The sequence below is a fragment of the Paenibacillus sp. BAC0078 genome (genome assembly GCF_054483875.1).
The window spans coordinates 249,836-275,102 of record NZ_JBTLRW010000004.1 but is presented as its reverse complement, the minus strand read 5'-3'; the positions used below and the strand labels follow the sequence as shown (position 1 = coordinate 275,102).

At 46.5% G+C, this 25,267-nt stretch carries 21 protein-coding genes and 1 riboswitch; of the genes, 7 read left to right on the top strand and 14 right to left on the bottom strand.

The window, feature by feature from the left end; genetic code table 11:
- The first annotated feature begins 48 nt into the window (after positions 1-48).
- From ACX1DY_RS10630 to ACX1DY_RS10615, 4 genes are all read left to right on the top strand, one after another.
- On the top strand, positions 49-915 hold the full coding sequence (locus ACX1DY_RS10630; protein ID WP_458964166.1) for an ATP-binding cassette domain-containing protein: 867 nt from the start codon (positions 49-51) through the stop codon (positions 913-915).
- Positions 912-3,128 (top strand): M1 aminopeptidase family protein, encoded by a 2,217-nt coding sequence (locus ACX1DY_RS10625; RefSeq protein ID WP_458964165.1) that lies wholly within the window; start codon positions 912-914, stop codon positions 3,126-3,128. Before ACX1DY_RS10630 ends, ACX1DY_RS10625 begins: the two co-directional genes overlap by 4 nt.
- On the top strand, positions 3,121-3,864 hold the full coding sequence (locus tag ACX1DY_RS10620) for a hypothetical protein (protein ID WP_458964164.1): 744 nt from the start codon (positions 3,121-3,123) through the stop codon (positions 3,862-3,864). Before ACX1DY_RS10625 ends, ACX1DY_RS10620 begins: the two co-directional genes overlap by 8 nt.
- 142 nt (positions 3,865-4,006) lie before the next feature.
- The gene (locus ACX1DY_RS10615; protein WP_458964163.1) at positions 4,007-4,735 is read left to right on the top strand and encodes a nucleotidyltransferase domain-containing protein; all 729 of its coding nucleotides are present in this window, start codon (positions 4,007-4,009) and stop codon (positions 4,733-4,735) included.
- A gap of 28 nt (positions 4,736-4,763) precedes the next feature.
- Here the strand turns inward: ACX1DY_RS10615 and ACX1DY_RS10610 are convergent, their stop codons facing one another.
- The 11 genes from ACX1DY_RS10610 to ACX1DY_RS10560 all read right to left on the bottom strand — a co-directional run bounded on the left by ACX1DY_RS10610 (position 4,764) and on the right by ACX1DY_RS10560 (position 19,439).
- Positions 4,764-5,393 (bottom strand): hypothetical protein, encoded by a 630-nt coding sequence (locus tag ACX1DY_RS10610; protein WP_458964162.1) that lies wholly within the window; start codon positions 5,391-5,393, stop codon positions 4,764-4,766.
- 315 nt (positions 5,394-5,708) lie between these two features.
- On the bottom strand, positions 5,709-5,963 hold the full coding sequence (locus tag ACX1DY_RS10605; protein WP_458964161.1) for a hypothetical protein: 255 nt from the start codon (positions 5,961-5,963) through the stop codon (positions 5,709-5,711).
- A gap of 212 nt (positions 5,964-6,175) precedes the next feature.
- Positions 6,176-6,556 carry a 1,4-dihydroxy-6-naphthoate synthase gene (locus ACX1DY_RS10600; protein ID WP_458964160.1) on the bottom strand — a complete coding sequence of 127 codons (381 nt, stop codon included), beginning with the start codon at positions 6,554-6,556 and terminating at the stop codon, positions 6,176-6,178.
- Positions 6,557-6,686: 130 nt separating this feature from the next.
- Positions 6,687-7,031 (bottom strand): hypothetical protein, encoded by a 345-nt coding sequence (locus tag ACX1DY_RS10595; protein WP_458964159.1) that lies wholly within the window; start codon positions 7,029-7,031, stop codon positions 6,687-6,689.
- A gap of 14 nt (positions 7,032-7,045) precedes the next feature.
- A complete protein-coding gene (locus tag ACX1DY_RS10590) occupies positions 7,046-7,462 on the bottom strand; it encodes a hypothetical protein (RefSeq protein WP_458964158.1) in 417 nt (138 codons plus the stop codon).
- Between the two features lie 74 nt (positions 7,463-7,536).
- The gene (locus tag ACX1DY_RS10585; protein ID WP_458964157.1) at positions 7,537-7,908 is read right to left on the bottom strand and encodes a hypothetical protein; all 372 of its coding nucleotides are present in this window, start codon (positions 7,906-7,908) and stop codon (positions 7,537-7,539) included.
- On the bottom strand, positions 7,898-9,145 hold the full coding sequence (locus ACX1DY_RS10580; protein ID WP_458964156.1) for a polymorphic toxin-type HINT domain-containing protein: 1,248 nt from the start codon (positions 9,143-9,145) through the stop codon (positions 7,898-7,900). The genes ACX1DY_RS10585 and ACX1DY_RS10580 overlap by 11 nt, the downstream gene beginning before the upstream one ends.
- Before the next feature lie 218 nt (positions 9,146-9,363).
- Positions 9,364-9,708, bottom strand: a complete 345-nt coding sequence (locus ACX1DY_RS10575) for a hypothetical protein (RefSeq protein WP_458964155.1) — start codon at positions 9,706-9,708, stop codon at positions 9,364-9,366.
- 449 nt (positions 9,709-10,157) lie between these two features.
- A complete protein-coding gene (locus ACX1DY_RS10570; protein ID WP_458964154.1) occupies positions 10,158-10,460 on the bottom strand; it encodes a hypothetical protein in 303 nt (100 codons plus the stop codon).
- The gene (locus ACX1DY_RS10565; RefSeq protein WP_458964153.1) at positions 10,457-17,338 is read right to left on the bottom strand and encodes a DUF6531 domain-containing protein; all 6,882 of its coding nucleotides are present in this window, start codon (positions 17,336-17,338) and stop codon (positions 10,457-10,459) included. Before ACX1DY_RS10565 ends, ACX1DY_RS10570 begins: the two co-directional genes overlap by 4 nt.
- Positions 17,339-17,363: 25 nt before the next feature.
- On the bottom strand, positions 17,364-19,439 hold the full coding sequence (locus ACX1DY_RS10560; protein WP_458964152.1) for an S-layer homology domain-containing protein: 2,076 nt from the start codon (positions 19,437-19,439) through the stop codon (positions 17,364-17,366).
- Positions 19,440-19,490: 51 nt separating this feature from the next.
- A riboswitch (cyclic di-GMP riboswitch) is annotated at positions 19,491-19,583 on the bottom strand.
- A 219-nt stretch (positions 19,584-19,802) separates the two neighbouring features.
- Between ACX1DY_RS10560 and ACX1DY_RS10555 the strand changes: the two genes are divergently transcribed.
- From ACX1DY_RS10555 to ACX1DY_RS10545, 3 genes are read left to right on the top strand one after another with little or no spacing between them, the layout of a single operon-like run.
- A complete protein-coding gene (locus ACX1DY_RS10555; protein WP_458964151.1) occupies positions 19,803-22,445 on the top strand; it encodes a MerR family transcriptional regulator in 2,643 nt (880 codons plus the stop codon).
- A 47-nt stretch (positions 22,446-22,492) separates the two neighbouring features.
- Positions 22,493-22,966, top strand: a complete 474-nt coding sequence (locus ACX1DY_RS10550; protein ID WP_458964150.1) for a GyrI-like domain-containing protein — start codon at positions 22,493-22,495, stop codon at positions 22,964-22,966.
- A 19-nt stretch (positions 22,967-22,985) separates the two neighbouring features.
- On the top strand, positions 22,986-23,399 hold the full coding sequence (locus ACX1DY_RS10545) for a DUF3788 domain-containing protein (RefSeq protein WP_458964149.1): 414 nt from the start codon (positions 22,986-22,988) through the stop codon (positions 23,397-23,399).
- Positions 23,400-23,612: 213 nt separating this feature from the next.
- Here the strand turns inward: ACX1DY_RS10545 and sigF are convergent, their stop codons facing one another.
- From sigF to spoIIAA, 3 genes are read right to left on the bottom strand one after another with little or no spacing between them, the layout of a single operon-like run.
- On the bottom strand, positions 23,613-24,368 hold the full coding sequence (gene sigF, locus ACX1DY_RS10540) for an RNA polymerase sporulation sigma factor SigF (protein WP_019909754.1): 756 nt from the start codon (positions 24,366-24,368) through the stop codon (positions 23,613-23,615).
- Positions 24,369-24,379: 11 nt separating this feature from the next.
- Positions 24,380-24,835: an anti-sigma F factor gene (gene spoIIAB / locus ACX1DY_RS10535; protein ID WP_458964148.1), complete on the bottom strand. Its 456-nt coding sequence runs from the start codon at positions 24,833-24,835 to the stop codon at positions 24,380-24,382.
- Positions 24,832-25,185 (bottom strand): anti-sigma F factor antagonist, encoded by a 354-nt coding sequence (gene spoIIAA / locus ACX1DY_RS10530; RefSeq protein WP_458964147.1) that lies wholly within the window; start codon positions 25,183-25,185, stop codon positions 24,832-24,834. The genes spoIIAB and spoIIAA overlap by 4 nt, the downstream gene beginning before the upstream one ends.
- Positions 25,186-25,267: the final 82 nt, after the last annotated feature.

The window sequence follows — 25,267 nt, the reverse complement described above, 5'->3', positions numbered from 1 at the left end:
GCCTCCCTGCACTCTATGAAACTCACAACAGAAAGGATCACTAACAACATGCAAATAACCGTTGACCACTTGAGCATGACTTATCCTGCCGGCAAACAAGCCTTGCGGGATGTAAGCCTGCAGCTCGAAACCCCTAATCTGATTGGTTTGCTTGGCCCAAACGGAGCCGGCAAATCCACACTTATGAAGCTGCTGGTGGCAGGCCTTCTGCCTACAGAAGGCTCCATTATGATGGATGGCAAACCCCTCTCCGCCTGCGAAAAGGAACTAAAGTCCAAATTGGGGTATTTGCCCCAGACCTTCGGCCTGTTTGACGAGCTTACCGTATGGCAGTTTCTGGACTATATGGCTGCGCTCAAAGGCATCCCGAACAGCAAGGAAGCGATCAATAAGGCTATTTCCGACACCAGTCTGGAAGACAAGCGCAAAGCCCGTATCCGTACACTCTCCGGCGGACAGCGGCAACGCGTAGGCATTGCGCAGGCGATGCTTGGGGAGCCGGAATTTCTTATTTTTGATGAGCCCACTGTAGGACTTGACCCTGAGGAGCGCATCCGCTTCCGAAATTTCTTCTCCCGGATGGCCCAGAACAAGATTGTATTACTCTCCACTCACATTATTGAGGATGTGCAGTCCGTGTGCAACCTGCTTATCGTCATTAACCACGGAAAAGTCCTGTTCACTGGACGCCCGGACGAGCTTATCCTGCTGGCACAAGGGCATGTGGGAGTCTTTATGGAAAACGAAGCAAATGACGCTGGCGAGACGATTCTCATTACTTCCCGGATCAACACCATGGAGGGCGTGTCCTGCCGGGGCGTGGCAGACAGGCTGCCCAGCTATGCCCAGCCGGTAGAGCCGACGCTGGAGGATGCCTATCTGTTTCTTGTTGAAAAAGGAGGAGCCTGGCAATGACTTTTTATTCCCTGCTGCGAGTGGAAACCCGGCGGCTTGTTCGAGACCGGCTTACCTGGCTGCTTACAGCATTCGCCGGCCTGGCACCGGCTCTGGGGGTGTGGGTCTATCGCCCGTTGCCTTCTTACTCGAGCAGTGGTTACCTCACCTCTGTTAACGGAACCTACCTGGGCAATCCCGCAATGGTGGGGGCACTGGCAGGAGCCATTTTGTTTGCCCTGCTGACGGCCCTTGAACTGAACCGGGTGCAGCGGACACGCACGGACGTACTGACTGATACCATCGTTTCGCCCTTCAGTGCGGCAGTAGTCCGAACATTGGCATTAATTCTAGTTGCTGCTGCTGCTCAAGTATTGACTCTGCTGGTCTGGTTTCCTTTTACACACGCGCAGATCGGTGCTGTGTTCCGTTTAGACCTTTATGTAACGGTATATCTGGCCGTTATGCTGCCAGCCATGATCTTTGCCGTTTTGTTTACCGCAGCGGCTTATCACATCACCCGGCGGCTGGATCTGACTCTGGCTCTTTTTGCCGCATTTGTACTGCTGAGCTTACTTGTCTGGGATGAGCATTGGCTGCTCCGCTGGATCAATCCCTCAATGAGCTATTTGTCCGATGTGTTTGGAACCTCCCGGCTGCTGAGGTCGGTTCTGTGGAACCGCCTGTTCTGGCTGCTGCTTCTCAGCGCCGCCTGGATCGCCTCCTTTCTCGGTGTACGGCGATATAACAAAGGTCTGTTTGGTTCATTGGCCTTGAACATCCGTAAGCTCTATGTGCCTCTGCTGGCGGCAGTACTGGCGGTTGGCGGATGCCTGACCTACACCTCACAGCCCTTTGTGGACCATAGCAAGAAGGAGATCAATTTCGCTGCGAATGACAATATCCAATTCAATGAACAAGTAACCCTCTCATCAATTCATGTAACAGCGAACCCCGAGCTTGCCGCCGGACGCCAGCGGGGCGAAGCCGTATTCAAACTGCTGAACGCCAGCGGCAAGACCCAGACCATTTCCTTCTCAGTCGTTCCGGGTTACACCTTCACTTCGGCTACCGCCAACGGCAAGGCCGTTGCCTTCCGGGATTTGGCTAATGACGAGCTGAACGCAAAAACAATGGAGGTGGATATTCCCGCCGACAAGAAGATCGAGCTTTCCCTTGAATACGGAGGATTTCCGCAGGAATGGAATATTCTTGAGCTTACTCAAGGAGGAACCGAGCAAATCAGCAGAGATTATGTTTATTTGGCCAATCAAAGCTTTGCTCCCATTCCTTTGGACTTTGACTGGCAACCGGATGGCGTTCCTGACTATATCATTGACCTGTCACTGCCCTCCGGCATGACGCCGGTTTTCTTCGGCACGGAAACCGCAGTGCAAACCGGTGAACATTTGGACGGCACTGTGCAATGGAGAGTTAAAACGAGCAGAACAAGCGCTATCCTGTACGCGGGTGACTACGCTTCGCACAGCATCAAAGCCGCCGGCATTGACGTGGATTTTTGGTACAGCGCCAAGCATGCGGCCATTATGAAGCAATTTAGTGTAGATGACGTTATCAGGCAAGTATTTGAGTACTGCACCACACATTACGGGCCGCTGCAATTTTACAAGGACAACAAGATGAGAATTGTTGAAATCGGATCGTCGGGCGGAGGTTATGCCGGTAACGGGGCCAGTGTAATGGGAGAGGACAGCTTTAGCGAGCGGGGACTTAAGGATTCCCGCAAAGGCGCAGGCGGCAATGAAGTGCTGGCGCACGAAATTATCCATCAGTGGTGGGGCCTCGGCAATATGTTCTCCCAGGAAGACCCCGAAGCCACCTGGAGTTCAGAAGGGCTCACAGTCTACACCACCTATCGCCTGATGAAGGAGATATACGGGGAAGCTTACGCCAAACAAAACTATGTGGATCACTGGCAGGCCGAAGTGAACGACTACTACCAGAATTTCTATATCCGCAATCCGGAGTATATGGAGAGACTGCCGAAATCCTATCGGACGGAGCTGGCCAACAGCTTGTCTCAGATGAGGCAGTACTCCGAAATGCCACTGAAAATTTTGAAAGCAGAGCAGCTTGTTGGCGGAGAGAAAAAGATGGATGACATTTTGAGCGGACTTTTTAACCGGGAAGTCGACCCTAACTCTCCGTATTTGACCTATCAGCAATTTTTGGACGCCTGTGGCTTAACAAAGGAGGAGCTGAAGCTTGAATAAGCTATTTTTTTATGAACTTCGCATGATTGTATGCAGCAAATTTTATTGGGGCTTTGTGGCAATCTCGCTCTGTTTTGGCTGGCAGATTCTCAGCACCAGAACGGTCCAAGGCGTGGCGCATACCGCCCCCTTCTCTCCCTGGAGCTTTGGCAGTTATCTGGCGGAGATGCTGCCCCTTTTGTCCGTCGCGCTTTTCTTCTTTTTGTGGAGCTTTTTCTCCGCCAAGGCTCGCCGTGTGGAGACGCTGACAGCCGCAACGCCAACTCCACCCGCACGGCATCTCGCGATTAAATGCGCAGCAGCAGCTACCGCATGGCTTGCGCTCGCTTTTTGCACCGTCTTGCTGGGCATCGTTTTTTTACTTGTTATATTTGGAGCATCTGTACCTGTATCCGCCCTGCTTGCCCCAACTTTGATGGTTCTGCTGCCGGTGCTCATATTTCTGTTGGGACTCGGCCTGCTGGTGGGCTCCACCCGCCCGTCATTGCTGCTGTTTGTGCTGATCCCTCTGTTCCTTCTGCTCTATCTGCTGCCGCTTCCGGCAGCGGTTGACTTGCTCGGCGCAGATTTCTTCACTGCCTATCCGCTATCGCTTAGCACCCTTGACCCCGGCTTTTCTGTTCCGGGTTCCGTTGTTATGGGCAAGCTTTCATATACGCTGCTGGGTGGAGTTTTGCTGCTGTATACCGTTCTATATAAAAAAGGCAGACGGATGGGATCAAGATTGATGAAGTAGAAGAGTTTGTGAAGTAAATTGGGCTATTCCAGAGGGGTACAAGAAAGACCTTGAGGTGTTTTTGCCTCAAGGTCGGGGTTAAAAGGATGTTCGGATAACGATGTGGAATTAACATGAGAGCAGAATTTGAAGGGAGCTAGTTATGTTGCCACAAGTAGTTGAACGAACTATGAATACATTATGTGATTCTTTAAGTGTAAATAATTCGAATATTATATCAGTTTACATATATGGTTCAGTTGCATTAGGAGACTATATTGAAGGTTCTAGCGATATAGATTTTATTGCAATTCTTTGCGAGCCGCTTAACATGTCCGATATCCAGGCAATTTCCGCGGCTCACAAAGAGGTTGAAAATGAATTTCCACAGGCTGATATTAATCCAATCACGTGGTGGATCTTAAAAAATCATGGTATTAAGGTCTATGGGTCGGAACAATCCTTCAATTACGAGATAGAAATTAAATCTTTACTCGGGTATGTAATTGATAACCTAAATTATTACTGGGTTACTTGGATAGAACGATTAGAGAAGCAATTGACATTAAAGAGCTTATCCGACCAAGATAGTGTTACTAAGCAGCTTGATGAATCAGTTGAATGGTGCACACTTGGTATGTTACGGCAACTATACACAATAAAAGAGCACAAAATAAAGAGTAAAGTCGAAGCTGGATATTACGGAATTACAACTGTTCCTCAACAATGGCATAGGCTAATCTACGAAGCAATAAATATAAAGAGGCTTCGTCCTGAGCGTTATTATTGTTCAAATGAAAAGCGATTGACTGACCTAGTGGCTTTACTTCGTTATATTCACCTAGAAGCTAATCGTGTGTTTGATGATTCGAACGGTTGGTTGAACAAATGAAATTGGGCACTTCAGATTCCACAACATTTCACTCCAGTCTTTTTGAGACTCCTTTCGCAATATCCACCTCAAATTTTTCTTCTGGTATACCTAGATCTTCTGTTGTATTTAGAATATAACGGTCTGGTTCATTAGTCGGCTTAAGGAACCCCCAATGAGTTCCAGAGCTTTTAGTTGTATAAACTACAATGGTCCTTGTGCTAATTTCGACATCAATATCCTTTACTTCATCTGATACAACATCCCTAACATATAACCTTGCATGGCTATTTTTTTGAAACATATTAATTAGGTCTAATCTATATTCGTATTTCTGATCGGTAGTCATTTTTATATCATCACTTGTAATTTTTTCCGTTAACCACCCCTCAGTATTGGTGTTCTGAAATAAACTAATCGAAAAAGAAAAAAGTATAACAATACCAGAAACAATAAGTGCATTAGCCACTAAACTAGATGGATTCCACCCTTTAATTAACAATACAACAAACACCAAAATGATTACTGAAACGGGACCTCCGATAAAGACTAAGTTTGCTGTGCCCACTAAGTCTAGTCCTCTCTGGAAATTTGCCGTCGTACCCAATATTGACCATATAATAGCGGATAAACCTAGGAAAGCAGAAATAATACATAAAATTTTAAACCAAATATTCATATAATAATAACCTTTCCCCCGCTTTTCCTTTCAATTTTAAAATAGGCTCAGATTGCCGTTCACGTTTTGCAATTCTATTCAGCTCTTTAGCTCATTTTCAACAAAAGCTCACTCCTATTCAGAGTTCAAGTTGGAAAGAGGAAATTCTATACTTATTCTATCGACCATAATTTCAACAGGATCTCAGTGGATTAGTCATTCCCCCTTCCAGCCCCGTAGTTTTCGGAGTCAAATCAGTTCAGGTCTTTTTCGACTAAGCAGTACATGTCAAGATAAAGACGGGGCTGTATAAAAAGCAACTTAAAAAATCTGAATTCATATGAGTTCCTCTTCTTTTAGTCTCCACCAATTTGATTGCTCATAGTATATTGTTTTTGTCCAAAAATCAGGAGATTCATGAAAAATCATATCATCTTCTGATGTGAAGTCATTGCCCTTCCAAAAAGAATTGATTCTAAGAAAAGCCTCTTCCTCTGAAATACCGAATAAGTCCATTAGTTGTTGCACAATAACTAAACAGTAAATTTCTGAACTTAAACAAGTTGGAATAAGAATTTGGTTCTTTAACATTATTTTTTCACTCCACAATTATTTGATGTAATATCTCGAACCAATATACCCCTTAACTATTTCATTAGCTAAGCTTTGGTTATGAATACTGATTTGTCAACACTGTGCATGTATGTACAGACATACTAGAGAAATATCATACGAGGGTGATGAAGGTTAATTCCCTTCAGGACGTGCCGCCCGATTCAATCGACACTGGGTTATATGTAGTTCTATCTATTATCGCTGTTGTAACCGCCCTTATTCGGTAACATTTCTTCAAAATCACACGATGCTACTGCCTTATAACCCACTCTCCATAAACCTTCGATTAAAAGTGACACTGAAGTTATATATGTTTCTGTACCAACATCTTCATTGGGTTCAATTTCAATTAAATATCTTGAAAACAAAAATCCGTCTGATGATTCATTTCGTCTATGCTCATGAAAATCATCATTTCTTAATACATCAAAATTACAGATATCATTTGTGATGTTTGATTGTTCCAACACTCCACCAATATTTTCTTTAATAGATGCTAGAACGATATTTCTATCAAAATCGGTGTCCAAAAATATTTTACAATAAGGGTCAAAATCATCATTTAACATATTTTTCACCTCTGTCTTGGTAATGGTATTTGAGTTCTATTGAGGAATCGTCACAACTATTCCCCTTTCTCCATACATGGGTCATGAGTTATTTGTTGGTTGAAGGATGAAATACGGCAAGGGTAGATTATTAATCAGCCGCCAAGTTACCCTTGATTTCATCAGCTAATTCAAGCACTTTTCTCCATTCAGGTGCAGTTCTAACAGAATTAACATTCCATGCATCACTCTTCTGCAACTCTAAAACTAAGTTTCTCAGTATAGAACTTTTGTACATCACTTCATCACTAATAAACTCAGCATCATTCAATCTTTCCAAGGTCTCAACGTGTAAAAATGATGTAACCCCTGTATCAAATTCTTCAAAAATGTTATAACCGATTATCACATCATCCTCTTGTAACAAGTAAGTTCCGCACTTATTAATCGTATCTTCATATAGCTCCATAAGTTTCTTTATTGAAATTTTCTCCATTTAACAAATCACCCTTAATAATGAATAATCGTAGCTCCATCGCCAGGTAACGGTTTATAATCAGATCCTACCACTTTGACTTTACCAGTTTGTCCACTTGAGAATCCATAATAAGATCCGCCATGCACCCCTCCACCTGGATGATAGAACACGGACTTATCTCCATCTGTAAATTTCCATCCAGTACCTGCAGAGCCATACGTACCTCTCGTCCAACCGTCTCCAAGAGCCCTTCCAATTTCATTAGTTGATTTTCCCCATAAAGCTTTGGGATTACTTAAAATATCATTGTAAGACTTTAATTCTGTTACCCATCTTACATTTCCGTTTCCATATTTACTCTTGTAGTACTCATTCCATTCAGCACCTGTGCGAGGTATCTGTGCAGAATTCCCCTTCTCCCCAGGAACAACCGCCTCACTATCCTTCACCGTAGGGCTTTTTATCTTAATGTAGGTGCAAAAAGAAAGACCTTGAGAATCTCCTCAAGGTCTAGGAAAAAGTATTAAATTTCCTTCATTTGTTTCATGTACTCCTCGTAGGCTTCTTGAATTTTATGCTTACATATACGTTCCCATAATTCTTTTAACTCAGCTTCCTTATTTTCATTTTTGTCAACAGGGAACATGTCGCCCCCAAATCCAATCCATGCTTTTGAGTCGGGTACTACCCCAAATTCTCCTGCGTAAGCAAGTTCATGCGGAGCATACGTATAACTGACGTTCGGACAATTCTCAGATAAACAATGATATCCAGGGTTACCTATTCCATCTTTACAACATAAAGGAGGCCGAGAAGTATTATTTTCACAATAAACTTCTAAAAGAACATGCCTAAGTTTCATTTGAAACACCTCAAATTTAAATTTAATAATCATTGTGGGTCGTTATAACTTCTACTACGTTAATATTTCCATCAGAATCTTTTGTGTAAATTACTCTTGCATCTCCACGGCCACTTCCTGACCCTTTAATATCTACTGCCCATTGGCCTTTTCTATTGCCTGAGAGTGGATGCGCATTTAACCCTCTCAAATCTCCGGTTTCAAGACCCTTAATTGCGGCCTCATAACCTTTTTTTGCTTCAGGGGATAGTTTCTTTGCTACCCTAGCCGCCGCCTTTGAGATTGTTAAACTACACTCGGTATTATGCACCCAAATCCCAAGATCACTAACAAAGTACGTATGGAACTCATCAACCGTCATATTGTAAACTGTGACGAGCTTATGTTCCAGTTCAATGCTGTCTATCTTGAGTTTATTCCCGTCACTCTGAACTAGCAAGTCTCCAACTTTGAGGTCTTTAACAAACGTCCATCCTTTGTCCTTCACATAGAACGGATGATTGAAGGTCGATTCAATCGTCTGACCACCTACTTGAATCTTGTAAATCTCATCCGTCTCATGATTGAACGTATCCGTTACTTCTTTATATGCTACCTCACCAGTCTCTTCATTCTTGGAAAGAACTTTATCTCCGACTTTAATGTCCTCGATATTCTTCTCCCCTTCGTCTGTTTGAACCTTAGTGCCAGATACAAAGCAATTACACCCAAAAGAAGACTTGCCACTCGGCTTACTCTGTTTGCCTACAGTGGGGTTACGCATACTGACTCCTGCAGCAGCTCCCAGAGCAATATCCGCAATATACTTTGCCTCATTTTCTTTAAAAAAAGCCTTTATTAACTCTTCTCTCGCCCAATCTGCATTGCCGGCGCTGTTCTTGTAGGCACTGGTCCCCGTTAAGAATCCATACAAGTAGTTGTACCGGTTGGTGTCCATAAAGGATGCAAAGCCGTATCGGTCCCGTATTTTATTATAATATGCTTTATACAGGTCGCTTCCTTTATTCAGTTTATGCGCTATTGCATCATTCAGTAAGTACCTTAGTTCGTTTACATCATAAGGTTCCCATGCCTTGTTTCCACTCGGATCCGTATATCTTAGCGGATTATTCTGCACATACGTATACAAATTCAACGTCTGCGGATCATTAATCTGCCCCTCATACGTATCCTCACTGATAAAACGTCCAATGCTGGTGTCAAAATCCCGCGCCTGTGCATGGGAGTAGCCACTGTAGTAATAATAGCCCAGGCTCGTGTAACCGAACAAGTTGTCCGGGCCGAGCCAGTTCAGGTTGAATTTCTCCGGATTCTCGGGCTATGTCAGGCACAGAACGAGTTCTGTACAGATTACTATCGGCAAAAGAAAAACCACACGTAGTTATGACCTACATGCGGTTGATTCAATACCATTAAATTACATAGGTATTCCATGGGTCAGATGTGTTGTTTGTTAGTTGTAGGATGGAATACGGCATGGGTAGATTTTTAATCAGCCGCCAAGTTACTCTTGATTTCATCAGCTAATTCAAGTACTTTTCTCCATTCAGGTTCAGTTCTAACAGAATTAACATTCCATGCATCACTCTTCTGTAACTCTAAAACTAAGTTTCTCAATATAGAACTTTTGTACATCACTTCATCACTAATAAGCTCAGCATCATTCAATCTTTCCAAGGTCTCAGTGTGTAAAAATGATGTAACCCCTATATCAAATTCTTCAAAAATGTTATAACCGATTATCACATCATCCTCTTGTAACAAGTAAGTTCCGCACTTATTAATCGTATCTTCATATAGCTCCATAAGTTTCTTTATTGAGATTTTCTCCATTTAACAAATCACCCTTAATAATGAATAATCGTAGCTCCATCGCCAGGTAACGGTTTATAATCAGATCCTACTACTTTGACTTTACCAGTTTGTCCACTTGAAAATCCATAATAAGACCCGATGCCCCCCTCCACCTGGATGATAGAATACGGACTTATCTCCATTGTCAGCGGATCTTGTTGTACGTACAGAGAATTTTACGTATATCATAAAGGAATGATGAAGGTCAAGTTTGAACTTTACCCCTCCGTCCATTTAGCACTGGGTGGTAAAAGGAAAGGCCTTAGGAGTTAATATCCTCAAGGCCCTCAAAAATTAAAGATAATTCAGGTTAAAAAACTCAATGTCTTGTGTATGATAGAATTCCGACGATTGGCTGCTTAAACTTGGTAGGTGTTTTAATCTCGGTCTCACAAACAGGGAGCAGTCGTTTCCCCTCCTGTGGTCTTTTATTGATAAAGGCCATCATTAAAAACTGAAGTAATCCTCATATATAATTCTGTAACAATGCTGATATCCTCATCTTTATTGGAAGATATTTGGCTAGTAACAGTTGTATATAGATAAAATAATTCATACACCAGTTTTTTAGATATATCATCTCTTCCTTTAGTGAATATTTTTAAATGATCCAAATAATCAATCAATATTGATATTTCTCCATTTGGTATAATTCTCTCTTTCCTAATCAAAATAAGAATTTTATGAACAATTGATGATATTTCCTTCCTTAATTCAGCTTCATTTGTCATGGAATCCACCCCACTATCGCACTTATTGGAATGTATTTATAAACTGATACTTCACTATCATTCTCTGCCATTTCAGCCGCATATTCCGCACCAAATGGTTCATACACTCCCATAAATTCATATTGTGCTGATTTTTTGATTGATGGGACTCTATTTAAATCAATCACAACTATTCCCCTTTCTCCTTTAAATCGCCCATTAGCTATTCGCAAATCTCTAGTTGTAGCTATCCAAGGATCAAATCCCATGGATATATCTTTTCCATTTTCTCTCTTATTTCCATCTAGTATGTGCTCAAGTAAAGACCATTCTCGATGGGGAGGGGTGTGTTTGGAAAGGATACCCCTCCCAGCTACTAGGTTACCAACATCATAGGGACTAAGCGATCTATACACTATATTTTTTGATGTATTTTTTTTAATTTCCTCTGCTTCTTCTAAACTTAGGATAGGGATGTTTAAACTCTCGGCAACCTTCGTATTAATATATTCTTGATCTTCACCTACAGGTGTTGCAGCAAAAAGCGCACTCATAAAGGTTGCAATAACTGTACCCAACAATCCAGTTCTAGAACTTTTTTTAATTCCTTTCTCTGCTCCGCCAGTAATAACTTTAAAATCTCTGATAATTTCTTCAACTGATTTTGGCAATGCCTCATGTCCACTTGGGTCAACATATCTTAGCGGATTATTCTGCACATACGTATACAAATTCAACGTCTGCGGATTATTAATATCTCCTTCGTACGTATCCTCGCTGATAAACCGTCCAATGCTGGAGTCAAAATCCCGCGCCTGTGCATGGGAGTAGCCGCTGTAGTAATCATAGCCCAGGCTGGTGTAGCCGAACAAGTTGTCCGGGCCGGACCAGTTCAGGTCGAATTTCTCCGGGTTCTCGGCGACGCCGAATTCGTCATAGCGGTACCGTGCCGAGATGCTGCCGTCCTGGCCTTCCAGCCCAATGACACTGCCTTGAGCATCACTGAGATAAAAGAGGGTCTTAGGCGCACCTGCCGCCGCACCCGCTCCGCTGGCTCCGGCAGTCTTCTCCCAATCGTTGCTCTCGTCTCCGCTGACCAAATAACTCATGCTGATCCGCTCTTCACCGGCTCCGTAGACATAGGACTGTTTCCAGTTCTGTCCATCTGCTCCGGTTGCGGTCAAAGGCTGTGGAATGCTCATGGTGATGTCATTGGTGAAATAAATGTCCAGTTGCCGCTTCTTGAACTGCGGCTCCCAGCCATCCCGGTTGCCCGCAGGATTGCCGGACGGGTACGCATCCTGAATCGCACCGTCTCCGATGGTGGTCCGCATGCTTACCCGGTTGCCGTCACCGTCATACTTATAGGTGGTAATGTCGCCGGATACGTTGGTGTTGCCGATCAAGCGGTTCGATGCATCCCAGCGGTTGCTTTCCAGTACCTGCGGGCCTGCGGCCAGCGCAGCCTTCAGCAGCGCTTCGGGATTCAGCACTTCGTCTGCCCCGTAGACCTCTTCTGTTACCCCTGCTTTCAGCTTCGCATCCGGCAGACCTGCATCTGCATTGGTATCTGCTATACCTTTGCCCGATTTCAGTCCGCTTGCACCCGAATCCGTATATACGTTAGCCGGTACCGTCATCTTTTTCGCGCCTACCTGAGCCTTGACTACACTCAGAGCCGCTTCGCTATCGACACCGGTCACTTCCAACAGATTGCCGCGCTTGTCATAGGCATAATCCTTATAATCACTGCCTTTTTCAAAATGGGTCAGTTTGTTCGCTGCATCATAAGTGTACTGCTCTGTAGCGGTAACTCCGGCTTCTGTTGTTTCTTTACTCAGGCGGTTACCCACGGTGTCGTAGGAGTAGACGACTTTGGAGCCGTTCTGCTTCTGCACCTGAACCAGTTGGTTCAGCGCATCGTAGGCATAATCCGAAATCTCTGCCGGAAGCTGTGCGCCGGTCGGATTATCCTCATCACTGCCCCCTTCCTGGCGTTCAATATGTGTTTTGTTCCCTACGGGATCGTAGACATAGGTTAATTGCTCCAAAAGCGCTCCGCCTGGTGCCTCATGCTTCATCTCCAGCAATTGTCCCAAGCCATCATAGCTGTATGTGCTCCGGCCACTGTTCGGAAGCAGCTTCTCGGTCAGACGGCCGGCGGCATCATATTGATAGCTGGTGATTCCGTTCTGTGCATCTGTCACCTGCTTGATCCGGTCAAGCTTGTCGTAGTCATAGCTGACTACGGTGTTATCCGGGTAGATCACTCTGCTGCGCTGTCCGGTTGCGGTCCATTCATACCGTACGTTGTTGCCGCGCGGATCAATAACCGACGTTGGCCGGTTAAGCGCGTCATACGTATACCGCGTATCCCCGGTGCTGTCTGTCATTTTGGAGCGGCGTCCCGCTAGATCATATTCATATTTAACTGTGAGATCATTACCGTGCTTAACCTGCTCCAGTTGATTGCCTGCATTATAGGCATACACAGTTGTGTTGTTGTCCGGTTCAGTAACCTTCAGCAGGTTGCCGTTCTCATCATAGGCCAGCGAAGTCTTTTCCAGCAGCGGGTTCACCGATTCAAGCACACGGTTCAAAGCATCGTAACGGTAGGAAGTCTTAGCTCCGAGTGCATTGGTCTTGTCCAGCAAATTACCGGAAGCGTCATAGGAGTAATGGGTGCTGTTGCCCTCTGCATTCTTCACATCTGTTAACCGGCCAAGCGGATCATACGTAAAAGCAGTTTCGTGATGATTCGCGTCAGTAATCTTCTCTACATTGCCTTGTGCGTCGTAGATATAGGAGGTTTCATACCCCAGAGCATTGCGCACCAGCGTATTCCGTCCCAGCGCATCGTATTCGTAGGCGGTCTTCTGGCCTGCTGCATCTGTGAATTCGGTCATCAGCCCCCGCGCATTGCGGGCTACTGTAGTCTCCTCATTCAGCGGATTGATCGTTCCTGCATCCAACCCCCGGCTGTCATATTTTGTTGTCCAGATGGAATGATTAGGGTCAATGACAGCGGTCTGGTTGCCGTTCTTATCATATTGATATTCAGTCACGGCACCCAGCGCATCGGTTACTTTTACCAGTTGTCCAAGCGCATCGTAGTCATAATATGTGCTGTTGCCCAGCGCATCTGTTTCTTTAATCTTGTTGCCTGCTGCATCATAGCGATACCTGATCTTGGCCCCAAGCGGATCAGTTACACTTAAAAGCTCATTGCGTTTGCTGTAAGTGTAGGTGGTGGTATTGCCTTTCCCGTCCTTCTTGGTGAGCATATTTCCGTTGTCATCGTAGGTAAAAGTGTTGGTCTGGCCTTCAGCATCGGTAACCTCTTTTAGTTGACCAACACTATCATAGCTGTAAGCTGTTGCGGCTCCAGCCTCATCCCGTTCTTCAGTGACCCGCCCAAGCGCGTCATAAGTTTTGCTGGTGCTGTTCTGAAGCGCATCCTCCGTGCCGCTTAAGCGGTACACCTGATAGGAGCTAATCGTCTTGGCCCCGGCTTCATCTGTGTGTTCCTCCGGGTTGCCGTTGGCATCGTAGGTGACGCTGCTCTTCTGGTCAAGCGCGTTGGTGACGGCAATTGCACGGTCTTTTTTATCATATTCAACACTTTGCAGCTTACCTTCCGCATCGGTTAGTCCAATCGTGCGGTGCAGGCTGTCACGTTCAATTATTGTGCTGTACCCGCTCGGGTCCTTGATTTCCTTCGCAAAACCGTCAGCATCGTTGGTATACGCCGTTGTATGCCCTTCGGCATCTGTTACGGATACAGGTACTCCTTTGCTGTCTCTGGCAATGGTTACTGCGTTGCCGAGCGCATCTGTGCTTTTGACAAGGTTGCCTACTGCATCGTATTCATAGGCGGAACGTTTGCCGAGTGCATCTATCTCTTCAACCGGGCGGTTCAGAGCGTTATAACGTGTGAGGGTTGAATAACCATTCTCGTCCGTCGTCTGCGTCATATTCCCGCGCTCGTCATACGCTAATTTCTTTTTGTTGCCGCTCGCATCGGTTATCCCGGTTACACGGTCGCTGGTATCATAGCTGTATTTGACAATGGCTCCATTTGCCGCTTGACGCTGGGCAACCTGAAAGTTGTTGTTCCACACATATGTTGTATCCTGCTGGAGCGCATTGGTCCAGGTGGTTTTGTTGACAGAAGTGGCGATAGATGTTGCAAGTCCGGCAGCACTAGCCGATTTTGCATTCCCGGAACTTCCACCGCTTGTACCGCTCTCCGAATAGGTCAGAATGGTTTTACCCAACCCAACGCCCGTACGAACGATGGGTGTCTGGTTCGGGGTCATATCTCCGCCAATGGCGAACAGACCGCCTGTCTGCACATTCAGATTATTGTTGACACTGACATTATCACGAACGAACAAATCTCCGCCTGTCACAGTCAGATTCGCTGTCTGGTTATTGGAGACAATGCCGCCAACCACCATTTCCTGGGCAATGTTCATCTCTACGCGGGTGTTGATCGACAAATCTCCGGCGATCAGAATCCGCTGTGCATCAACGGTGAGTCCGCCGCTGTTGTAGGTCAGACTGCCAGTTTGCAGCGTATCCGCTACAGTAACGGAGGAGTCATTGTTGAGATGAATCGTTCCGCCGGACCACAGATTGCCGTATAAGCCTTGCACCTTCTGCACGTCCAGCGCCAGCTTGGTATTGGCATTCAAACCCTGCTTCAGAATCAGTGTCCCGTATACACGCACGGTTATATCGCGGTTCGTATTCATCCCATCCACGATCAGGGCAACCGGCTTGCTTGGCGATCCGAAGGTCACACTCTCTTCCACATTCAAATGACCTGCACTAATGACAGCCGGAGATGCATTACTGGCAGCAATCGCTTGTTGAATTGCCGGAATATCGCCGCTTCCTATGTAAACTGCAGAAGCCATAAAAGCATCCCGCTGGCCTTCAATCGTCCCAATGCTGCCCGCAAGATAGTCGGCAATCAGCGGCTTCAGTCCATCTACCTTCCGGTAAGCTGGAGCGTGAGCCAAATTGTTCATCGTACCTGACAAAATCACTTCAGCCGCTTCCGGAATGTCCCGGCCGCTCTCAGGATCAATCTTCGTCTCTCCGTTCTCAGGCTCCTCCTCCCGAACAACAGGAGCTACACGGCCTTGATAGCTGGACGAGCTCGTCTCTCCATAAAAATCGGTAAAACCGGTCACACGCTGATGCTCATCATAGGTGACACTCATCTTTGCGGTCCCTTTGGCATCGGTTACGCTAAGCACATGATGGCTATCATCGTAAGTAAGCGAAATTGTAGCCCCATTCACATCAGTGTAAGAGGTCATGTCTCCGGTCGCCGGGTCGTAATGGAACGACATTGTGCGGCTTGCTGGATCACTTACAGAGGTCAGCTTGCCTGCTCCATCATAGCTTAAGCTTAGTGAAGCGCCAGCAGTAATCACCGACTTCAATTTGGTTCCCTCATACGAAAAAGCAATCGAATTTCCGTTCAGATCCGCAATGGATTGCAGCAGCCCCTCCGCATTGAACTTGTACAAGTCTCCTTGCGGTGACGAAAGGTTATAGACGCCAGCAGATGGCGCATTCAGTGTCCAGTCTGTTCCGCGGGGAGTCAGATAACGCCCTCCAGACAAAGGCACATATTCAAAACGCGAGCCGTTCGGGCTCATCACCTCTACCTTGCCGTCAGCTACCGGAGTCAGCTTCCATTCATAGCTGTGATGCCAGCCCAGTCCATTCGCTCCCTTATAGGGATCACGGCTTAAATAGTTCAGCCCGAATTGCAGCGGCATCAAAGCCTGTAGGGTGATCGAATCAGTAGAATAGACAAAATCCCCCCGGGCTGGATCAACCGGCGACTGTCCAGACGGATTCACGATCCGCAGACGATCCTTCAGTGCGGACTCCGTGAACTGTGCCAGATCCCCGCTGGTTATACTCGCACTGGTCTGGGGATTGCTGACCAGAATGGAGGTTAAGCCGCTAACTGTTCCCGATGAAGTCGCCGACTGATTCAGTACCGCGAGCTCCTGAGCTTTTTCCTTCATGGCCTGCACAGAATCGAGCTTATAATAATAAGCTGCCAAATCTCCCCAGGTCACGGAAAAAGCAGGCATAGGCGCACGAAGCACCGCCAGCGGCTCCGAATACCCGGACAGCCGGCCGTCTATTGCCGCTCTCGCTGTGATGTGCGTGGTCTCACCGAGCGGAATACCGATCTGCGTACTCCATTGTCCAGCGCTGTTGACTGCAATATTCTTGTACAGCTTCTCTTCGCCGCTGGATTGATCATAAAGCTCTACTTCCAGTGTTGCTCCCGGTTTTGCTGTTCCGCTGATCACAGATTGTCCCGAAGCTGCCGGGCGGATCTGCAATGCTGCCGGAGGAGGCGTCTCAGCGCCGCCCAGAATTTCAAAGCTGGCAATTTGGCCGTAATACACGCCTACCCCGTTATACTCAGCAGGGGAAATGCAGATATTGTAACGCCCTTCATCCAGCGGTACGCCCCCGATTTTACCGTCCCATTCGTATTGATGCACAATGTAGCTGCCGTTTGCTTTTGTTGGATATACACCGCTCGTGATCAGCTCCTTGAGTAGCGGGGCAGATCCGTCTTTTTGCGGAATACATAAGTTGATCTTCGTATCATGGTTCTCCTGACCGTCATCCGCTGCGTTGAAGCTGAACGAAATTTTGACCTTGTCACCCGATTCCGGGTTCAGTTCACTTGGCTCAATCCGCATGTTCGTAGCCGCATAAGCTGAAGATGTGAACCTATCCAGACTTGGAATAACGGGAATATAAGAAATCACCAGCAGCAGGACAAGTGCGAGATTGACTTGCCATTTCATGCTGCCACGACGCCATTTCCTTATGGAAGCTCGAAATTTCATCGTTTTATCTCCTGTCTCATCTAAATTAGAGGTATTTCAATTCAGCCAGCAGCTTGTACATAATCATTGCCGCTTCGGCTCTTGTCGATGAATCTTTAGGTTTCAAAAGCTGTCCGTTACCCTGCACCAGCTTCCGCTGGGCCGCCGCAGCGACGGATTCCCGTGCCCAGCTGCTGACGCTGCCGCCATCCTTGAATGCAGAGAGTCCGGCTGCAAGCTTAACGCTATTCGCAGAATCCGGGTTACCCGCTGTGCTTCGGATCGCCCGCATCAGCATTACCATCATTTGCTCCCGGGTCAGCGGATCATTCCCCCGGAAAAGCCCAGCTTCCCCGGTAACAATTCCAGCCGCCGCCGCAGCTTCCACATAAGCGTAAGACCAGTTCGCAGTCGTGACATCACGGAAGGTAGGCGTTTCTGGCTGAATCGGCTTCAATTGAAGAGCTGCCGCCAGCAGCTTGGTGAATTCGGCCCGGGTCAGGATGCCTTTTGGCGCATAAGTAGTTCCATTCATTCCATCCACAATTCCCCTTGCCGCCAATACCTCTACTGCCTGCTGTGCCCAGTGGCCTGACATGTCTTTAAAATCGGCTTGCCGCAGCATAACCGCATACAGCCCGGAGGCTGTAATCTTAGCTTGAACATAGCCGTCTTCCGCCGCAGTCACCCCGCCAATATAGGTCCATGCGGATTTTGCCGGATCGTAGGAGTAGATTCCAAGCTTTTCACGCCCCGATGTCCAAGGCTCGTCCTTCGGGTATCTGACCGCCAGCTTCGCGGGGATCTGGAAAGGCGCACTTGCTTGAATCTGCCAAGCGGAGCCTGCTTTCTGCAGTTTTTTGCCGCTCTGGTCCAGCAATAGGGCCGTCTCCAGCTCAGCTTGGGCCAGGCTCACTTTGGTATTCTCCGGGAATGTCCCTGCCGAAATTTCTAATCTTGCCCATCCGTCCATTACAGACAGGGTTCCGCCCGCGCTTCCGATGCTCTGACTGTCTTTGGCTCCCGTTACCACAGGAACCGCCACTTCAGGAGTTGAACCTGGATTCGGGACTGTACCTGGGGATGGCGTCGTGCCTGGACTTGGAGTTGGCGTTGGCGTTGGATTGGTGTCTTTTTTCAAGTCTAACGATTCTATGTAGTCATCCTTCTTGCTGTATAGCAGCTTATCTCCGCTAATTCCGATCAGCTTCGCTCCTGCTTCTATCGCCGGAAGCGATTGTACTGCATATGTAGAAAGGTTTACTTGCTGCAGCGTTGTTTTACCGTCCACTTCGTCTTGAAACACCGCATGCCCCTTAGATATGGACATAAAGGCATATTGTGTTCCTCCGGCCTTCATTTCGGTAAGATCCACTGGCTGAGCTGTCAGGTCCTTGATGTTCAGAAGCACATATTTGCTTTCGGAGGCACCGTTTTTTTGCTTGATCAGCACATGACTGCCATTAAAAACAAACCAGTCCACAAAATTGGCTCCGCCCAGACTAACAAGTGCGCGCGTAACCCCGCTGCTCAAATTCAGCAGACTAAGCCCTCCGTCACGGGCATTTTTGTATACCACATTTCCATCCGCCAGCACCGGGAACCGTCCTTCGCCGAGATCCGCCTCAACGCCGGTAGCCAGGTCGTGGTAGATCATGCTGCCGTAATTTTTGCGTTCATACCAGACCACACCTACACCGTCAGTCGTCGGATTACCGTATTGGCCGGATTGCTTGTTGAGCTTAGTCTTCTTGCCTGTCACAAGATCGGCACTATAAATGTCCCAATTGAGTGAAGATTCCGCTTCGCTTCCTTTGTCCGCCCATACGGCAACCGTGCCATCCACATAAGGCGCATCCTTAGCAGATGAACCCGACGTAAGAACCATACTTGCACCACTGGTCTGATTCAGCGCGTGCACCTGCTTCACTCCGCCACTGTCTGCTTCGAGCCATACCAGCCGTTCTCCCGACACGCTATAGTCCGTCCGGCCCAGATCTGCTGCGGCGGCTGAGGCCTGCATCGTACCACCTATACTAGGCAGCAGCCCTCCAAGCATACTCACCACCGCAACTACGGCCACAACCGTCTGCGAAAACTTCCTTTTCCTACCGAACCTCATTCACTTCTCTCCCCCAGCGATATTTTTAGGCACGCCAAAAAACCAAGTGCCTCGAGCGGCCCGGCTGCCCTAACATCCCTCCTGGATGAAGTAGGCCCGTGGCTTTGCGTCTCCGACTTTCGTACGGATTTGCCTTTGTTTAAAACTCGGTTTTTCTGTCCCTTTATGCTTATGTAAGTATGACTTTTGATGTAGAGGACTTCCTCTATTATCGGAATTTATTCCTGTGAAATTAAGATGTTCTATTTCTTCCTTTTTTAGGGGGATGAAAACAGAGGATCGGATTGATGGTCAAAAAGGATTGACTTTGACGTTGGGTCAATCGGTATAATCGCAGTAAGAGAACAAGTATGGAGGGCTGTTATGAAGTTAATGAAAATTACCGAAGTTACCGAAAAATTTGGCATATCTTCAAGGACACTTCGATATTACGAGCAAGTAGGCTTGCTGCGGAGTGAACGTCCACCACTTGAAAAGTATCGTTTTTATGACAACATAAATATTAACCGGCTACAGCAGATTTTGGTGCTTCGGAAAATGCAGATTCCGATAAAGGATATTTTGCGAATTTATGAGAATCAAGATATGGAAACGCTGGTACAAAGCTTTGTTAAGCGAATTGAGGAAATTGACGACGAAATCAGCACACTCTCCCAACTGAAATCTTATGTTACAGACTTCTTAGATGCTATGAACACTCACGGTATCACGCAGATATCCGCACTGCCCCTGCTTTATGAAAAGGTAGAGGATGAACTGTTCTCCCGACCAAAACATGATTTATCCATGGAAACGCTGAACACGATCTCAGACAAGCTAGCAAAGCCGCTGGATATGGATATTGTGGCATTGTCTCCGATGCTTGCGATTACATCCATAAAAACTGACAACGAACAGTCCGAGATTGATTTGTTTTGGGAGTGGATTTCCGCAAATCAAATCCCATTTGGCAAGCCCGGCAGCCGAACGCTGTTCGAATATCAGTATGGAGGGGACATTGTTTTCATGCAACAGCTTACTGCCCGAACAGAGGACTGTCCGTTTGTGTGCAAGGAATTTGAGGGGGGCTTGTTTGCTGTTTCGTCCGCTTATGCAGATGAGGATTTAGGAGCTTTACAGTATCGAATGCTGCAAGGCTTTGACGATAATCCAGGCTTTGAGGTGGATTTTTTACATCATGGGAGTTTGCGTCATGAGACGCTGATAGAGTCTGTATTTTCTCCAGAGAGCAATCGTGAAAGGGTCAATATTTATCTTCCTGTACGACAGAGAAAGCCTAATGTTGTGGATTATCCCGAGTTTGAAATATCCGACAATGTATTTCCAGAGGAAATTGAAAAAGCAAACCCTCTCTTGCGTAAATATAAGGTTGATTTCCACAAAGTTACGCCGATTTACTATCCTCATTATCAGATTTTAGAGAATGGCGAAGCAGAATTTATCGCATGGATTTCTGAAAGAAAGCTAGATACCAATATTGCGGTAAAGCTCCCGTTTCGAGTTGACATTGAATTTTTGTCGGAAGAAAGCAGCGAGGAATACCTTTGGGGAACAACTGAAGGCAGTATTTGGTTTTCCCACGGAAGCTGTACCTATACGATGAACGCTGAAAATTTTGCGGACAAAGCGCTGAAGAAACACGCCGTTACTTTTCAACAGCCTGTGCTGGGAAACACATTTTTCTATCCGCAAATCGGGTATATTCCTCATGATCAGTATAACAAGCTGACGTGGATTGTAGGCGAAAAACACTTTGCGGTCTTTCTAAACGGCGAAGTCCGCTTTTGCGGTGTGAACTTTCCTTATATGGAAATGGACTTGCATTTGCAAGAACCACAGACGATTATTATCGGAACAAATGGTCAAGGTAAAAAACGGTTCCGTTCCATTAACATTTCACAGCTAAAAAGCTCGCCAAAAACACATAGTAAACAAGGAGCAATGAAAATAAATGTCACGCCAAGCAACAACATATTGCCGAATGTAAGACAAATCGTTCATCCCGAATATGGCCAAAATTATTGGTTCAACGGCTGTGCGGGATATGTGATGGAATGTTTGGGTGAAGAGGATTTTGACTATTGGTTTTTTGCTGGTCTGACGGGTGAGAATTTTACGCAAATTTATTCCAAAAGTGATTTCAGGGGAAACGGAGGGTTGGATTATCGCCTTAGTGAACAAGGCAACCACCATTTTATCGAGGAAATTTTTCAACAATGTGGCTATACAAGCACTTTTGTTCCATTGAAGCAAATTTTATCCGACCGGAACATGTATGTGCAAATGCTGATGGACTATATTGATAAAGGCTTGCCTGTGATCATCAATGATTACGGTAACAATCCGCACCACCGTTTTAGCTGGGGAGTGCTTGTGGGCTATGCGGATTACGGCAAGACTCTACTCTATATGGGTGGTAATGGAACAGAACCGGATTCCATATCTGTAGAGGACTTATTACCAAAAGGATATGTAGAGCAAGGTCAGCATTGCCATGGTTGGCTATTTATTGGCGAAAAGCAGGAAAGCAAATCTTTAGCTGGAATTTATCGGGAGCGAATTTTATCATTGCCACAAATGCTTGATTATGAGAACAATAACTATTGTTTTGGGGCAAAAGCGTTCCGCACATGGGCAAACAATATTGAAAACGGCTTGTTTGAGCAAATTGAGCCGAAGGAATTTGATAACTGGAATATGTATACAGTTTATGTATGTTGCCTTGCCACCAACAGTGGCGGCTGTAAAGGCTTTTTGGAAAAGTCGCTTGAATTGAATCCGGATATGACTTTTATCAGCACGATTATTGAATTGTACAAACAAACAGGTCACTATTGGAATGATTACAACGGCTCAGATTTGGAAGCCATAGGTGGCGGATTTAACGTTACGCTACAAACTTTGCAGGATAAGAACAAGCGTAAAAAGATTGCCGATAAGCTGAGAGATTTTGCGGATTGCATAGATGAGGTGGCAGCTGTCATTGAGAGGTTTAACACAAAATAAAAATGACACAATGAATCGGGATCAACGATGATATCGGGAGGGAGATTATGAATTTCAGAATCATTTCTTTGCCGTCATTTAAGGCAGTAATATCAGGCGTGGACAAGGCTGGCGATTTTGCAGATAACGGGGTTTTGAGAAGCTTTGACAAATTTTTTTCAAGCATAACGCCGAAACCTCATGAAAGCTTTATGCCGAGGGATTTTCTATATTATGACGAAGAGAAGCAGGGTATGGTCTGGATTTGGGCATTGACAGAGAGTGGAGAAACCGGTGGCTTTGAAACGATAGATTTCGAGGGTGGGCTATATATCACTTTCTCCTACCGGGACGGTGATAGCGAGACTCACGATAAGTTGCACCAAGAAACATTTGGTTACATCAATGACTCTCCAGTTCTAGAGCTTGATATCCGTCCGAATCACTATTGCATGGGCCATATCATCACGCCAAAATCCGTTATAGACGTACAGGGTTGGGCGCAGATGGAGGTATTTATTCCTGTAAGGTTGAAAAGCTAAGATAACGGAGGGAATTCATATGCTAACACCAATTCCATCACAAACTACTCTGCAAGAACATTTAGGAAGCAGTGCCATGATAGCATGGGATGCGATTGCTGATTTCATTGATCAAAATTATGAGATGGATTCACTCTGGAGTAATGGTGGGAAATATGGAAAATATGTGTTGCGATTTAAGAAATCAGGTAAAACATTATGTACCCTATATGTCAGGGACAATCAGTTTGGTTGCTGGGTGATATTCGGAAAGGCTGAGCGAGAAAAGTTTGAAAAAGATCGTGTGCTTTTTTCTGATGAAGTTCAGCGTATTTATGATGCCGCGCACGTTTATCACGATGGTAAGTGGGTTATGTTGGATATTTATGACGACCATCTCATTGAAGATATACAAAAAATGATACGGCTCAAAAAGAAACCAAACAAAAAATAAAAATATGACAGCGAGATATATTTCTTTGATTGCCTCCTTTACCTCCTTTACCTTCTTTGACCTCGCACGCCAAAAAACCGCCCCTCCCGAGGCGGCTCCTGCACCAACTTTCACCCGTCACATTCATTACTCATCCCTTACACTTAACTCTTATTCCCTCTTGCTCCCTGACCGTTGCCCTGCTTTCTGACTTGCCCTACTCTAACAACTCCCCTACTGCGCGATCTGCTCGCGGATACTCGCGAGGATTTTCTTTTCCAGCCTCGACACCTGGACCTGCGAGATGCCGAGGCGGCTGGCGACTTCGGATTGGGTCTGGTCGCGGTAGTAGCGCAGGTAGACGATCAGGCGCTCGCGTTCGGTTAAGGCCCCGATGGCTTCGTTCAGGGCGAGCTTGTCGAACCAGCGCTCCTGTGATTCGTCGGCGATCTGGTCGATCAAGGTGATCGGATCGCCGTCGTTCTCGAAGACGGTCTCGTGGATCGACGTCGGCGGTTTGTTGGCCTCCTGGGCGAAGACGATTTCTTCAGGTGTCACGCCCAGCGCTTCCGCGACTTCCCCGATGGTCGGCAGGCGGTCCAGCGTTTTGGACATTTCATCCTTCATCTTGCGGACTTTGTTGGCCATTTCCTTGAGCGAGCGGCTGACCTTAAGTGTGCCGTCATCACGCAGGAAACGCTGGATCTCGCCGATAATCATCGGGACCGCATAGGTGGAGAATTTGACCTCATAGCTGAGGTCGAATTTATCTACGGACTTCAGCAGTCCGATACAGCCGATCTGGAACAAATCGTCAGGCTCATACCCGCGGTTCATAAACCGCTGCACCACCGACCAGACGAGACGGATATTGCAGTTGACCAGCGTGTCGCGGGCCAGAGTATCTCCGGCTTGACTGAGCGCAATCAGACGTTTGACCTCCGCATCGTCCAAATAGGTCGGCGGAGCTTTTTTTGACTCTGCATCCATGGCTCCAACCCCTAATTGTATAAAGCTTTTTTCGAGACGATGGTTTTCTTCATTGAAATAGAGGTACCGCGCCCCGGTTCACTTGTGACTTCGAATTCATCCATGAAATTTTCCATAATCGTAAAACCCATACCCGACCGCTCCAGCTCCGGCTTGGAGGTATAGAGCGGCTGCTGGGCCAGCTCCAGGTCCTCAATGCCCTTGCCTTTATCCTCAATAACGAGATGCACGGTTTCATCCTCGATGGAGGCGGAGATATTGACAATTCCTTCGGGATCACTGTCATACCCGTGGATAATGCAGTTGGTGACCGCCTCGGACACGACCGTCTTCAGGTCATTCAGCTCATCCATCGTAGGATCAAGCCGGGAGACAAAAGCCGCCACCACCACGCGCGCGAATGATTCGTTCTCCGACAGTGCGGCAAACTGGACGCTCATGAAGTTACCCGCTTCGCTTTTTGTCATAACGCAACCTCCAAATCCGAGAGTGCAGCGCTCTCGTCGTCATATAGGGGCATGATTTTGAACAAGCCCGACATTTCCAGCAGCCTTTTCACAGGTGCGGTGGCATCGCAGACGACCATTTTGCCGCCTTTGCTGCGGATCAGCTTGTACCTGCCGAGAATCACGCCAAGCCCGGAGCTGTCCATAAACTGGAGATCCTTCAGGCTGAGAATCAGATGCTCCACCTGGCCCCGCATAATCGCTTCATCCATATCCATACGTACATATTCGGCTGCATGATGATCCAGCTCTCCAGACAGCCGGACAATCAGCACACCCCGGTGATGCTCCATCTCCACATGAGAATTCATGCTTGCCACTCTCCTCTTCGTTGCTTTCAAAAACCGCCTGTACATCAGTTCTTTCCCCTACAAGGACAAGGTTTTCTACGCA

Bases quoted from the DNA above. Each gene is read 5' to 3' on its own strand.
- ACX1DY_RS10605 (WP_458964161.1), bottom strand. From the start codon at position 5,963: ATGTTAAAGAACCAAATTCTTATTCCAACTTGTTTAAGTTCAGAAATT.
- ACX1DY_RS10560 (WP_458964152.1), bottom strand. From the start codon at position 19,439: ATGAGGTTCGGTAGGAAAAGGAAGTTTTCGCAGACGGTTGTGGCCGTA.
- sigF (WP_019909754.1), bottom strand. From the start codon at position 24,368: ATGGATGCAGAGTCAAAAAAAGCTCCGCCGACCTATTTGGACGATGCG.
- ACX1DY_RS10550 (WP_458964150.1), top strand. From the start codon at position 22,493: ATGAATTTCAGAATCATTTCTTTGCCGTCATTTAAGGCAGTAATATCA.
- spoIIAB (WP_458964148.1), bottom strand. From the start codon at position 24,835: ATGACAAAAAGCGAAGCGGGTAACTTCATGAGCGTCCAGTTTGCCGCA.
- ACX1DY_RS10600 (WP_458964160.1), bottom strand. From the start codon at position 6,556: ATGTTAAATGATGATTTTGACCCTTATTGTAAAATATTTTTGGACACC.
- ACX1DY_RS10555 (WP_458964151.1), top strand. From the start codon at position 19,803: ATGAAGTTAATGAAAATTACCGAAGTTACCGAAAAATTTGGCATATCT.
- ACX1DY_RS10585 (WP_458964157.1), bottom strand. From the start codon at position 7,908: ATGATTATTAAATTTAAATTTGAGGTGTTTCAAATGAAACTTAGGCAT.
- ACX1DY_RS10625 (WP_458964165.1), top strand. From the start codon at position 912: ATGACTTTTTATTCCCTGCTGCGAGTGGAAACCCGGCGGCTTGTTCGA.
- ACX1DY_RS10575 (WP_458964155.1), bottom strand. From the start codon at position 9,708: ATGGAGAAAATCTCAATAAAGAAACTTATGGAGCTATATGAAGATACG.
- ACX1DY_RS10570 (WP_458964154.1), bottom strand. From the start codon at position 10,460: ATGACAAATGAAGCTGAATTAAGGAAGGAAATATCATCAATTGTTCAT.
- ACX1DY_RS10615 (WP_458964163.1), top strand. From the start codon at position 4,007: ATGTTGCCACAAGTAGTTGAACGAACTATGAATACATTATGTGATTCT.
- ACX1DY_RS10565 (WP_458964153.1), bottom strand. From the start codon at position 17,338: ATGAAATTTCGAGCTTCCATAAGGAAATGGCGTCGTGGCAGCATGAAA.
- ACX1DY_RS10545 (WP_458964149.1), top strand. From the start codon at position 22,986: ATGCTAACACCAATTCCATCACAAACTACTCTGCAAGAACATTTAGGA.
- ACX1DY_RS10595 (WP_458964159.1), bottom strand. From the start codon at position 7,031: ATGGAGAAAATTTCAATAAAGAAACTTATGGAGCTATATGAAGATACG.
- ACX1DY_RS10610 (WP_458964162.1), bottom strand. From the start codon at position 5,393: ATGAATATTTGGTTTAAAATTTTATGTATTATTTCTGCTTTCCTAGGT.
- ACX1DY_RS10630 (WP_458964166.1), top strand. From the start codon at position 49: ATGCAAATAACCGTTGACCACTTGAGCATGACTTATCCTGCCGGCAAA.
- spoIIAA (WP_458964147.1), bottom strand. From the start codon at position 25,185: ATGAATTCTCATGTGGAGATGGAGCATCACCGGGGTGTGCTGATTGTC.